We start from the raw sequence: 12250 nt of genomic DNA, 5'->3' as shown, positions 1-12250 counted from the left end.
GCGTGCCAGGTCGAGCCTTCCCCTGGTGGTACGGCCGTGGCACGATCCCGGCCATGGATTTCCTGAAGGGTCTTCTGATTCGCGTGGGTTCGACGGCGGTGGCGTTCTGGTTCGCCACCCTGCTCATCCCGGGCATCTCGCTCGACTCCGACTCGGCCACCGAGACGGTGATCACGCTGGTGCTCGTCGCGGTCATCTTCGGTGTGGTGAACGCGGTGCTCCAGCCGATCATCAAGACCGTGGGGTGCGGCTTCTACCTGCTGACCCTCGGCCTGATCGCGCTCGTGGTGAACGGCCTGCTCTTCCTGCTCACCAGCTGGATCGCCGGTGAGGCGGGGTTGCCCTTCCACGTGGACGGGTTCTGGCCGGAGGCGGTGCTGGGCGCGCTGTTCGTCGGCATCGTCACCTGGATCCTCGGCGCCGTCCTCGACCGCGACTGACGCCGGGCCCCGGCCGGTCGCCACGGCGGCCGGCCGGGCTCACCAGGCCAGCAGTAGGGAATTGGCTGGCGAGAGGGCGGGGCGGTGGCACTAGCCTCGGCCGCGTGTTCACAGTGACCCGCGCGGACGGCTACGAGATCAGCACCGACCCGGACCGGTTCGACCTGGACCGGGTGCACGCCTGGCTCTCCACCGACGCGTACTGGGCGCTGGGGCGGGAGCGGGAGACTGTCGCGCGCGCGTTCGTTGGCTCGATCGGCTTCGGCGTCTACCGGCCGGGTGACGGTCGGCAGGTCGCTGTCGCCCGGGTGGTCACCGACGGGGCCACGTTCGCCTGGCTGTGCGACGTGTACGTGGACCCCGCCGAGCGCGGTGGCGGGCTGGGCACCTGGCTGACCGGCGCGGTCCGCGACCACCTGAGCGAGCTGGGCGTACGCCGGATCCTGCTCGCCACGCTCGACGCGCACGGGGTCTACGCGAAGATCGGCTTCCGGCCGGTCGCAGCGGATCGGTGGATGGAGCTGGATCAGCGGGTGACGCCGGTCACCGATAAGGACCAAGACAAGGATCCACCACTTACGGTGGAGCGGTGAACCAGCTCCGGCTCGGCTACCTGTACGGCGTCGGCGCGTACCTGATCTGGGGTTTCTTCCCGATCTACCTGAAGCTGCTGCGCCCGGCCGGGCCGGTGGAGATCCTCGCGCACCGGATCCTCTGGTCGGTGGCGTTCGTGGCGTTGCTGCTGGCCGCCACGCGGCACGCCGGCTTCCTGCGCAAGCTGGCCCGGCGGCCCCGGGCGCTCGCCGGCATCGGGCTCGCCGCCGCGCTGATCGCCGTCAACTGGGGTACGTACATCTACGGCGTCAACTCCGACCGGGTGGTGGAGACGGCGCTCGGCTACTTCATCAACCCGCTGGTGTCCGTGCTGTTCGGCGTGCTGGTGCTGCGGGAACGGCTGCGCCGGGCCCAGTGGGCGGCGCTCGGCGTGGGCGCGCTCGCGGTCGCGGTGCTCACCGTCGACTACGGCCGTCTGCCCTGGCTGGCGCTCACCCTGGCGTTCAGCTTCGCCGGGTACGGGCTGGTCAAGAAGCGGCTCGCGCTGCCCGCCACGGAAGGGCTGTTCGTCGAGTCGGCGGTGCTGGCGTTGCCCGCGATGGCGTACCTGGGGTGGCTGTCGGCGCGCGGCGACTCGACGTTCGGGCACGTATCGGCCGGGCACACCGCGCTGCTGGTGCTGGCCGGGGCCGCCACCGCGATCCCGCTGCTGCTGTTCGCCGGGGCGGCGAACCGGCTGCCGCTGTCCACTGTCGGCATGCTGCAGTACCTCGCGCCGATCCTCCAGCTCGGCTGCGGCGTGCTGATCTTCCACGAGCCGATGCCGCCGGCCCGGCTGGCCGGTTTCGCCCTGGTCTGGCTCGCCCTGGTGGTCTTCACCGCCGACGCCCTGCGCCACTCCCACCGCACCCGCCAGGCCGCCCGCACCCCAGCCGTCCCCATGCCGGCCTCCACCCCCACCCCGTCTCGCTGATCTTGCGCTTGCTGCCCCGGCGAAAGGGGCGAACCATCCGCGCCGAGGGCCACAAGTGCAAGATCAACGGGGAGAGGGAGGGCCAGGTCAGCGGAGGTCGTAGGCCAGGACGGGGGCGTTTGTTCCTCGGAGCAACTCCAGGCGGACCAGTTCGCCCTTGGTGAAGCGGGTGACGCCGGAGAAGCGCAGGTCGTCACCGGGAGCGGCGAGCCACGAGCCGATCTGCTCCGTCGCGCCGTCCGGGCCGTGCGCCACCAGCCGGAACGTGTACGCCTCCCGGTGCCCGGCCCGCCTGTCGTATCCGCAGTGCATGGTGACCTCGGTGCCCCACGGCGTCTCGGTCAGCCCCACCTCGGCGTGCACCGGCACCGTCCCGGCCACCGGCCGCATCGAGGCCAGCGCCACCGGCGGCTTCGTCGGCTCGGCCGGCGACTGCACGAGTCCCACGCCGACGCCCGCCAGCACCGCGAGCGCGGCGGCGGCGAGCGCAGTCAGCGCGTACCGTCGGCGGGAGCGGGACCGCTCGCGGCGCTTGCGCTCGCGCGCGGCGTCGAGCAGCGCGGGCACCCGCGACGCCGCCGGCCCGACCTCCAGGAACTGCTCCAGCCCGGCCGGGTCGAGCCGACCCAGCAGGCCGGGCAGCACGGCGATCTCGGCCACCGCCTCCCGGCACTGCGCGCACCCGGCCAGGTGCCGCTCGTAGGCGACCCGGTCCGCCGGGGCGAGGGCACCGAGCACGTACGCCCCGTCGTCGTGCGCGAACTCGCAGCCTGTCACCCGGTCACCCCCATCTCGGCCAGCGCCAACCGTAGTGAGCGCAGCGCGTAGTGGGTACGCGACTTCACCGTCCCCGGTGGTACGCCCAGCCGCGCCGCCGCCTCCGCCACCGAACGCCCCTGGTAGAAGCACTCGACCAGCACTTCCCGATGGGTCGGGCTGAGCCGGTTGAGCGCCTCGGCGACGGTCCACGCCTCCACCGCACGCTCCGTCTCGTCGACCGTCTCGGCGGTCTCGGGCAGCTCGTCCGTGTAGACCTCGCCGACCCGGGCCGAGCGCCGCCGCCAGGCGTCGATGGCGAGGTTCCGCGCGGTGGTGAACAGCCAGGCGCGTACCGAGCCGCGCCGCGGGTCCAGCGACTCGGGGTGCCGCCAGGCGCGCAGCAGCGTCTCCTGCACCAGGTCCTCGGCGCGGGGCCGATCGCCGTTGACGAGCCGCAGGGCGTGCGCGTACAGCGCGTCGGCATGCTCGTCGTGCAGCGCGCGCAGCAGTTGGGCGTCGTGGTCGCTGATGGCGGTACCTCGCTTCCGGCGGCGGGGAAACCGGCGATGCGTTCGCCCTTCCATACGTGCCGTGACGCCGAACGGTTCATCCGCAGGTCAACGCGGAGCTGTTCACGTCCGGTTCAGGTCCGGGCCGATCCCCGCTCACCGTGCCCTGGCAGCGTCCGGCGGGTGAGCGCCCGGGCCGTCTCGCCCGTGCGCCTTCCCGACGTTGAGATCAGGAGGCTTCACCTCATGAGCGACCGGCCTCGCCTGCTTCCGCTGCTGGGTGGCACCCGCCACGGCAGTCGCGACGCGATGACCTGTCTGTACCGGTGCGGCAACGCGTGTGACCACCCGGTGCCGAACCCGACCGACAACCCGTACTTCGGCGACCTGGTCGACACCGAGATCTCCCGGCGCGGCGTGGTCCGGGCCGGCGCGGTCGGCGCGCTGGTTCTCGGCTTCGGCGGCGCCGCCGCGGGCGCGCTGACCGGCGCCGCGCCGGCCGCCGCCGCACCCGCCGCACCGCCGGTTCCCGGCGGCGGCGAGGTGCCGCCCGCCGGCGCGGGCCGCCCTGGTAGCGGCGCGCTGACGTTCAAGCCGATCCCGCCGAACAAGCTCGACACCCTCGTGGTCCCCAACGGGTACGACCACTCCGTGGTGATCCGCTGGGGTGACGAGGTCGTGCCCGGCGCGCCCGCGTTCAGCCTCGGCCGGCAGACCGCCGCCGCTCAGTCCAAGCAGTTCGGCTACAACAACGACTTCGTCGGGGTGCTGCCGATCGACAGGCGGCGCGCGCTGCTCGTGGTCAACCACGAGTACACGAACGAGGACCTGATGTTCCCCGGCTTCACCAGCCAGGACGCGCTCACAGTGGAGCAGGTACGGGTGGCGATGGCCGCCCACGGCATGTCTGTGGTCGAGCTGGAGCGGGTGGAGAACACCGGGCAGTGGCGGCCGGTACGGCGTGGCCGGCGCGAGTACAACCGCCGGGTCACGGCGCTGGCCACGAAGTTCGAGCTGACCGGCCCGGCCGCCGGCTCGGCGTGGCTGCGTACCGCCGCCGACCCGAAGGGCCGAACGGTGATCGGCACGCTCAACAACTGCGCCGGTGGCGTCACCCCGTGGGGCACCGTGCTCTCCGGCGAGGAGAACTTCAACCAGTACTTCGTCGGCGGCGACGGCGCGCCGGAGGAGCAGAAGCCGAAGCTGGCCCGGTACGGCATCCCGACCGACGTGCGCCACCCCAGCGGCAGCCGCAAGTGGGAGCGGGCGGACGAGCGCTTCGACCTGGCCCGGCACCCCAACGAGGCGAACCGGTTCGGCTGGGTCGTCGAGATCGACCCGTTCGACCCGCAGGCCAAGCCGCGCAAGCACACCGCGCTGGGCCGGTTCAAGCACGAGGGCGCGAACGTCATCGTGGCGCGCAACGGCCGGGTGGTCGCGTACATGGGCGACGACGAGCGCTTCGACTACCTCTACAAGTTCGTCTCGGACAAGAAGTTCATGCCGGGGAAGTCCTCGGTGGCGCGGCGGCACAACCTGACGCTGCTGGAGTCGGGCACGCTCTACGTCGCGAAGATCGAGGGCGACAGCCCGGCCGCCGAGATCGACGGTTCCGGCACGCTCCCGGCCGACGGCGGGTTCGGTGGCCGCGGCCGCTGGATCAAGCTGGTCAGCGGCAACCACTCGTACGTCGACGGCATGACCGCCGCGGACGTGCTCACCTTCACCCGGCTGGCCGGGGACAAGGTCGGCGCGACGAAGATGGACCGGCCCGAGGACGTCGAGCCGAGCCTGCTCACCGGCAAGGTCTACGTGGCGCTGACGAACAACAGCGACCGCGGCAAGGCCGGCAAGGCGCCCGCCGACGAGGCGAACCCGCGCAACAGCAACAAGCACGGGCAGATCCTGGAGCTGGTCGAGGACCGCGGCGACAACACCGCCGAGACCTTCGCCTGGTCGCTGCCGATCGTCTGCGGCGACCCGGCCGACGCGTCGACCTACTTCGCCGGGTACGACAAGACGAAGGTCTCCCCGATCTCCTGCCCGGACAACGTCGCCTTCGACGCCACCGGCAACCTGTGGATCTCGACCGACGGCAACGCGCTGGGCAGCAACGACGGCCTGTTCGCCACCGCGGTCGAGGGTCCGGAGCGGGGCCACCTGAAGCAGTTCCTCACCGTGCCGCTCGGCGCGGAGACCTGCGGCCCGTTCATCACCGGTGACAACCGTTCGGTGTTCGTGGCCGTGCAGCACCCGGGCGAGGTCTCCGGCGCGTCGGTGGAGAGCCCGGCCTCCACCTGGCCGGACGGCGACTTCGCCAAGCCCGGCGTGGTGGTCACCTGGCGCCTCGACGGCGGCCCGGTCGGTAGCTGACCCACCCCGGGGGCGGTCCGGCGCTGGACCGCCCCGCGAGGGGCCGTCGACCCACCAGGTCGGCGGCCCCTCGTCAGTTCTCCGAGGCGGTCCCGGCGGGGATCGGCGCGCGGCGGGTCAGTTCTCGGAGGCGATCCCGTCGGCGATGGCGCGCGCGGCGGTGAGCAGCTTGGCGCGGACCACCCGGGCCGAGGTCATCATCTCGCCGGCCGGCAGCGCGCACGCCAGCACCACCCGGCGCTCGATGTCCTTGTCCGGGCTGACCAGCACCGCGGCGCACGCCACGCCCTGCCGGAACTGCCCCAGCTCCAGCTGCATGCCGCGCCGGTCACCGGCGGCCAGGTCCGCCTCGAACGCCTCGACGGTGGTGAGGGTGGCTGTGGTGAACGGGCGCATGCCGTACTCACGCAGGTAGCGGAAGCGCTGTTCGGTGGTGAGCGTGGCGAGCAGGCTCTTGCCCAGCGCGGTGGCGTGCGCGCCCTCGTCGAAGCCCGGCACCAGGTCTTCCATGTAGGGCGAGCGGGGCCCCTCAGCGGACGCGGTCACCGCCACCTGCCCGCCGACGAAACGGCCGAGGTAGTGGCTCCAGCCGGTGTCCGACGCCGCGCGGCGCAGCGCCTCGCCGACCGCCGGCGGCCCCCGGAACGCGGTGACCAGCTCGCGGTAGCGGTCGGCCACCTCCAACCCCACGATGTACGTCCCGTCCTCGCGCCGGATCACGTAGCCCTCGTACGCGAGCGTGCGCACCAGGTGGTACGTGGTGGCGACGGTCAGCTCGCAGCGCCGGGCGATCTGCTTCACGGTGAGCCCTCTCGGCGCACGGCCGACCGACTCGAGCACTCGAAGCGCGCGGGACACGCTGCGGATCAGGTCCGAAGGTTCCGCCAAGGGGTCGCGCACAACCACCTCCGCCGCCGGGGACTTACACCATATGAAAAACCGGCCGAGTGCGAAATGCCTGTTCGGATGGAGGATGCCAGAAGACCGGACACAGACAGTGTGTCGGCGGACACGATGAGCAGCCAAAACGTCCGGGCGTAAGGTGTGCTCGCGATGACTGAAACAGTTTCGCGAGCTGCCCCTCCGGCGTCCCGGCACGCCGTCACGGTCGGCGCCGGCGCCACCCTCACCACGATCGTGTGCGTCCTGCCCGTCTTCCTGGTCGGTGGGCTCGCCGTCCAGCTCGCTGACGAACTCCGCTTCAGCCCGGCCGGGCTGGGCCTGGCCGTCTCGATCTACTTCGGCGTGAGCGCGCTCGCCTCGGTGCCCTCCGGCGCCCTGGTCGAGCGCTTCGGCTCGGCCCCGGTCGCCCGGACCGCCATCCTGCTCTCCGCCGCCTCGCTGCTGGCGGTGGCCGGGCTGGCCCGCTCGTACCCGGTCCTGGTGGCTCTGCTGGCCCTCAGCGCCGCCGCCAACGCCCTCGGGCAGCTCGCCAGCAACGCCGCGCTGGCCGAGCACGTACCCGCCCACCGGCAGGGCCTCTCGTTCGGCGTGAAGCAGGCCGCCGTACCGGCCGCCACGCTGCTGGCCGGTCTGGCGGTACCCACTGTCGCGCTCACCGCCGGCTGGCGCTGGGCCTTCGTGGCCGCCGCGGTGGCCGCGCTCGCCGTACTGCCGGCCGTACCCCGGGCCGGAGGGGATCGGCGGGCCCGCACCGCCTCCGGTCGCCGTCCGGGCGGCACCGGCCCGCTCGTGGTGATCGGGCTGGCCGCGACGCTAGCGGCCGCCGCGGCGAACGCCCTCGGCACGTTCCTGGTCGACTCGGCGGCGGCGCGGGGCCTCTCCCCCGGCCTGGCCGGCCTGACGCTGACGCTGGGCAGCGTGGTGTGCGTGCTCGCCCGGGTCGGCGTCGGCTGGCTGGCCGACCGGCGCACCAGCGGGCACGTCGGGCTGATCGCCGCGATGCTGCTGACCGGCTCGGTCGGCCTGATCCTGCTCGCGGTGGCCGGCTCGGCGCCGCTGGTAGCGGGCGTGGTGCTCGGCTTCGGCCTCGGCTGGGCCTGGCCGGGGCTGATGAACTTCGCCGTGGTCCGGCTCCACCCGCAGGCCCCGGCCGCCGCCACCTCGATCACCCAGACCGGGGTGTACGCGGGCGGCTGCCTCGGTCCGCTCGGCCTGGGCGCGCTGGCCGGAGCGGCGGGCTACCCGGCGATGTGGCTGATTGCCGCCGCAGCGATGCTCCTGGCCGCCTTCCTGATGCTGCTGGGCGCCCGCCTCCTACGCCCCACCCCCGCCCTCGCTCTTCCCTGACCGTCCGCGTCGGCCCCGAGCCCCGTCGCGACGATCATGAAGTTAGCGGCGCGACACGCCGTATGGGCGACCGTCAACCTCATGATCGACGAGAGCCCGAGCGAGTGAGGGCGGCGCGAGGGGGGTCAGCGCGGGGGTCAGCTGGTGCGGTCGGCGATGTAGTCGCAGAGCGACTCCAGCGCGCGACGCGCCGGGGCCTCGGGCAGCGGAGCCAGCCGGGCCCGGGCGTCCTCGGCGTAGCTGCGCACCGTCTCCCGGGCGCGCTTGAGCGCCGGCGACTCCCGCAGCAGGCCGAGCGCCTCGGCGTGCAGCGCGTCGTCCACCAGCGGGCCGGTGGCCAGGATCTCGCGCAGCCGTACGCTCGCCGCGTCCGCGTCGTCGGAGGCCAGCGCGTAGAGCACCGGCAGGGTGGGTACGCCCTCGCGCAGGTCGGTGCCGGGCGTCTTGCCGGACTGGACCGACTCGCTGGCGATGTCCAGCAGGTCGTCGGAGAGCTGGAACGCGACACCGATGACCTCGCCGTACTCCGCCAGGGCCTCGACGTGCTCGCGTGCCGCACCGCCGAACATGCCGCCGAAGCGGGCCGAGGTGGCGATCAGCGAGCCGGTCTTCTCGGCGATCACGTGCAGGTAGTGCGCGACCGGGTCGGTGTCGCGCGGGCCGACCGTCTCGGCGATCTGGCCGTGCACCAGCCGGGCGAACGTGCGCGCCTGCAGGCGTACCGCTTCGGGGCCCAGGTCGGCGGCGATGTCGGCGGCCCGGGCGAAGAGGTAGTCGCCGACCAGGATGGCGACCGAGTTGGTCCACCGGGAGTTGGCGCTCGGGGCGCCGCGACGCACGGCGGCCTCGTCCATCACGTCGTCGTGGTAGAGCGTCGCCAGGTGGGTGAGTTCCATCACCACCGCGGCGGGGACGACCTGGTCGGCGTCCGGGTCGCCGAACTGGGCGCCCAGCGCCACCAGCAGCGGACGGAACCGCTTGCCGCCGGCCTCGACCAGGTGCCGGGACGCCTCGGTCACCAGCGGATCGGCGCTCGCCACGCTCGCCCGCAGGCTCGTCTCGACCCGGTCGAGCACGCCCAGCACGGACGCTTCGACGCGCGGGTCGGCGAGGTGCAGGCCGAGCGCGCCGAACTGACCTGAACGCTCGCCAGCCGGGTTCGCCACGTCCTCAACCATGCCACACCCGTTCGACCTGCTCGTCGACGGGGATACGGGCCGGGGGCCGGTACGCCACGGCGTACCGGCCCCCGGTGGGAACACCTCTGTCATCTGACGAATTCGGCGGCACCGGTGGTCAGGTCGAGCAGCGGGCCGGGCACCACGCCGAGGACCAGCGTGGCGAGCACGCCGATGACCAGGGCGGCCGAGGTGAGCGCGCCGGGCACGGTCACCGTCGGGGTGGACTCGCCCGGCTCGGACAGCCACATCATGACGACGACCCGCAGGTACGGGAAGGCCAGCACCATGCTGGTCAGCACGCCGGCGATCACCAGCCACGCCTGGTTGGCCTCCAGGGCCGGGCCGAAGACCGCGAACTTGCTGGTGAAGCCGCTGGTCAGCGGGATACCGGCGAAGGCCAGCAGGATGAACGTGAAGATCGCCGCGAAGAACGGCGAGCGGCGGCCCAGCCCGGCCCAGCGGGACAGGTGGGTGGCCTCCCCGTCGGCGTCGCGCACCAGCGTCACCACGGCGAACGCGGCGAGCACCGAGAAGCCGTACGCGGCCAGGTAGAACATGGTGCCGGAGAGCCCCTCACGGCTGGGCGCCAGCACACCGACGAGCAGGTATCCGGCGTTGGCGATCGACGAGTACGCCAGCAGGCGCTTGATGTCGGTCTGGGTGACCGCCAGCACCGCGCCGACCAGCATGGTCAGCACCGCGATCGCGCCGAGCACCGGGGTGAAGTCCCAGGAGGCCCCGGCGAACGCGACGTGGAAGACGCGCAGCAGCGCGCCGAACGCGGCGACCTTGGTGCAGGCCGCCATGAAGCCGGTGACCGGAGTCGGCGCGCCCTGGTAGACGTCCGGCGTCCAGACGTGGAACGGCGCGGCGGCGGCCTTGAACAGCAGGCCGATGGCGAGCAGCGCCATGCCGGCGAACAGCAGCACCGGGCTGGACGGGGAGTCGGTGACCGCGGCGTGCACGGTGGCGAAGTCGACGCCGGCCGTACGGCCCGGGATCCCGGAGGTGAAGCCGTAGATCAGGGCGACACCGAACAGGAAGAACGCCGAGGCGTACGCGCCGAGCATGAAGTACTTCAGCGCCGCCTCCTGGCTCAGCAGACGCCGGCGGCGGGCCAGCGCGCAGAGCAGATAGAGCGGCAGCGAGAAGACCTCCAGCGCGACGAACATGGTCAGCAGGTCGTTCGCCGCCACGAAGATCAGCATGCCGCCGATCGCGAACGACATCAGCGGGTAGACCTCGGTGGCGCCACCGACGCCCTCGGCCTGCCGCCGGTCCTCCGCCGACTCGGCGGTGACCGCGGCGTGCGCCACGAACGCGCCGCCCCGCTCCACCGTGCGCTCGCCGACGAGCAGCAGCGCCATCACCGCGAGCACCAGGATGGCGCCCTGGAGGAACAGCGTCGGGCCGTCGATCGCGATGGCGCCGCCGATGGTGATCAGCCGGTCGTCGGCGTTCAGGATCACCATGACGATCGCGGCGAGCATCGCCACCAGGGCGAGCCCGAGCTGTACCGCGTTGCGCAGGCGACGCGGCACGAACGCCTCGACCAGGACCCCGAGCAGCGCCGCCCCCAGCATGATCAGGATGGGAGCCAGCGCCGCGTAGTCGATCGACGGCAGCCTCAGTTCACTCACTTCGCAGCCTCCTGGACGCTGCCGACCTCAGGGGCGGGATCGGACTTGCCGACGTCCTGCATGGTCGCCTGGACGGCGGGGTTGATGACATCGGTGACCGGCTTCGGGTAGAAGCCGAGCAGCACGATCAGCGCGATCAGCGGCGCGACGACCACCTTCTCGCGCAGGGTGAGGTCGCGTCGCATGCCCTCGACCTCGGTCAGCGCCGGGTTCAGGGTGCCCTGCGTGGTGCGCTGAACCATCCACAGCACGTACGCCGCCGCCAGGATGATGCCGAGCGTGGCGATCACCGCGACCGGCTTGTTGACGGTGAACGTGCCGATCAGCACCAGGAACTCGGAGACGAACGGTGCGGTGCCGGGTAGCGCCAGCGAGGCGAGACCGGCGAAGAACAGCACGCCGGCGAGCACCGGGACCAGCTTGCCCGCGCCGCCGAAGTCGCTGATCAGCGCCGAGCCGCGCCGGGCGATCAGCATGCCGACCACGAGGAACAGCAGGCCGGTGGCCAGGCCGTGGTTGAGCATGTAGAGCACCGCGCCGGTGCCGGCCTGGGTGGTGAACGCGAAGATGCCGACGCCGATGAACCCGAAGTGCGCGATCGAGGTGTACGACACCAGCCGCTTCAGGTCGTTCTGGCCGACCGCCAGCAGCGCGGCGTAGATGATGCCGATGACGCCGAGCGCCAGCGCCCACGGCGCGAACCAGCGCGACGCCTCCGGGAACAGCGGGAGGCAGTAGCGCAGGATGCCGAACGTGCCGACCTTGTCCAGCACGCCGACAAGCAGCGCGGCGGCGCCGGCCGGGGCCGCGCCACCGGCGTCCGGCAGCCAGGTGTGGAACGGGAAGAACGGCGCCTTGATCGCGAAGGCCACGAAGAAGCCGAGGAACAGCCAGCGGGCCGTGTCGGTGGCGAACTCGGCCTGGCTCAGCGCCTGCCAGTCGAAGGTCTTCCCGCCGACCACCCAGAGGCCGATCACCGCGGCCAGCATGAACAGACCGCCGACCAGCGAGTAGAGGAAGAACTTCACCGCCGCGTACTGCCGCTGGTGGCCGCCGTAGCTGCCGATCAGGAAGTACATCGGCACCAGCATGACCTCGAAGAACACGTAGAACAGGAAGACGTCGGCGGCGGCGAAGACGCCGATCATCGTGCACTCGAGGACGAGCAGCAGCGCGAAGTACGCGGGCACCGAGCGCTTCGACGCCTCGGCGTCGTGCCAGGACGCGAGGATCACCAGCGGCACCAGGATCGCGATCAGCATCAGCATGACCAGCGCGATGCCGTCCACCTCGAAGGTGAAGCTCACACCCCAGTTCGGGATCCACGGGTACGACTCGCGGAACTGGAACCGGTCACCGCCGGCGGAGAAGGCGAACCACATCACCACCGACAGCACCAGCACCAGCAGCGACCAGCCGAACGCGACCAGCTTGGCCAGGTCCGGGCGGCTGCGGGGCAGCAGTGCCACCACCAGGGCGCCGACCAGCGGCGCCACGGTCAGCACCGAGAGGAACGGGAAGTTGGACATTATTCGGCCTTACCTCCGTCGTGACTGCGTGGCCCGCCGGC

Annotated in this window: 11 protein-coding genes; 5 read left to right on the top strand and 6 right to left on the bottom strand. The window is 72.2% G+C overall.

All coding sequences use genetic code 11. The features are described 5' to 3' along the window. The first annotated feature begins 53 nt into the window (after positions 1-53). The 3 genes from CLT75_RS26255 (at position 54) to rarD (ending at position 1968) form a co-directional block, all read left to right on the top strand. Positions 54-440, top strand: a complete 387-nt coding sequence (locus tag CLT75_RS26255) for a phage holin family protein (protein ID WP_135242904.1) — start codon at positions 54-56, stop codon at positions 438-440. A gap of 104 nt (positions 441-544) precedes the next feature. Continuing rightward, positions 545-1033, top strand: coding sequence for a GNAT family N-acetyltransferase (locus CLT75_RS26250; protein ID WP_135242903.1), 489 nt, complete (start codon positions 545-547; stop codon positions 1031-1033). Next, complete coding sequence (gene rarD, locus CLT75_RS26245) at positions 1030-1968, top strand: EamA family transporter RarD (protein WP_135242902.1); 939 nt, start codon at positions 1030-1032, stop codon at positions 1966-1968. Before CLT75_RS26250 ends, rarD begins: the two co-directional genes overlap by 4 nt. A gap of 87 nt (positions 1969-2055) precedes the next feature. On the opposite strand, the gene CLT75_RS26240 is transcribed toward rarD, so the two are convergent. Next, positions 2056-2745 (bottom strand): zf-HC2 domain-containing protein, encoded by a 690-nt coding sequence (locus tag CLT75_RS26240; RefSeq protein ID WP_135242901.1) that lies wholly within the window; start codon positions 2743-2745, stop codon positions 2056-2058. Then, a complete protein-coding gene (locus CLT75_RS26235; RefSeq protein WP_013283619.1) occupies positions 2742-3311 on the bottom strand; it encodes a sigma-70 family RNA polymerase sigma factor in 570 nt (189 codons plus the stop codon). The genes CLT75_RS26240 and CLT75_RS26235 overlap by 4 nt, the downstream gene beginning before the upstream one ends. Before the next feature lie 171 nt (positions 3312-3482). On the opposite strand from CLT75_RS26235, the gene CLT75_RS26230 reads away from it, so the two are divergent. Continuing rightward, the gene (locus tag CLT75_RS26230) at positions 3483-5609 is read left to right on the top strand and encodes a PhoX family protein (protein WP_135242900.1); all 2127 of its coding nucleotides are present in this window, start codon (positions 3483-3485) and stop codon (positions 5607-5609) included. 117 nt (positions 5610-5726) lie between these two features. Here CLT75_RS26230 and CLT75_RS26225 read toward each other — a convergent pair whose 3' ends face one another. Next, positions 5727-6509, bottom strand: a complete 783-nt coding sequence (locus CLT75_RS26225) for an IclR family transcriptional regulator (protein WP_013283617.1) — start codon at positions 6507-6509, stop codon at positions 5727-5729. Between the two features lie 153 nt (positions 6510-6662). Here CLT75_RS26225 and CLT75_RS26220 point away from each other — a divergent pair, with 153 nt between their 5' ends. After that, positions 6663-7859, top strand: a complete 1197-nt coding sequence (locus CLT75_RS26220) for an MFS transporter (protein ID WP_135242899.1) — start codon at positions 6663-6665, stop codon at positions 7857-7859. 137 nt (positions 7860-7996) lie between these two features. Here the strand turns inward: CLT75_RS26220 and CLT75_RS26215 are convergent, their stop codons facing one another. From CLT75_RS26215 to CLT75_RS26205, 3 genes are all read right to left on the bottom strand, one after another. Beyond that, positions 7997-9037 (bottom strand): polyprenyl synthetase family protein, encoded by a 1041-nt coding sequence (locus tag CLT75_RS26215; RefSeq protein WP_135242898.1) that lies wholly within the window; start codon positions 9035-9037, stop codon positions 7997-7999. Between the two features lie 89 nt (positions 9038-9126). Beyond that, positions 9127-10680 carry an NADH-quinone oxidoreductase subunit NuoN gene (gene nuoN / locus CLT75_RS26210; protein WP_013283614.1) on the bottom strand — a complete coding sequence of 518 codons (1554 nt, stop codon included), beginning with the start codon at positions 10678-10680 and terminating at the stop codon, positions 9127-9129. Further along, a complete protein-coding gene (locus CLT75_RS26205) occupies positions 10677-12209 on the bottom strand; it encodes an NADH-quinone oxidoreductase subunit M (RefSeq protein ID WP_120572072.1) in 1533 nt (510 codons plus the stop codon). The genes nuoN and CLT75_RS26205 overlap by 4 nt, the downstream gene beginning before the upstream one ends. Positions 12210-12250: the final 41 nt, after the last annotated feature.

The organism is Micromonospora sp. CNZ285 (assembly GCF_004637285.1).
The sequence above is the reverse complement of the archived record's forward strand: the minus strand, read 5'-3'. Positions and strand labels throughout refer to the sequence as shown.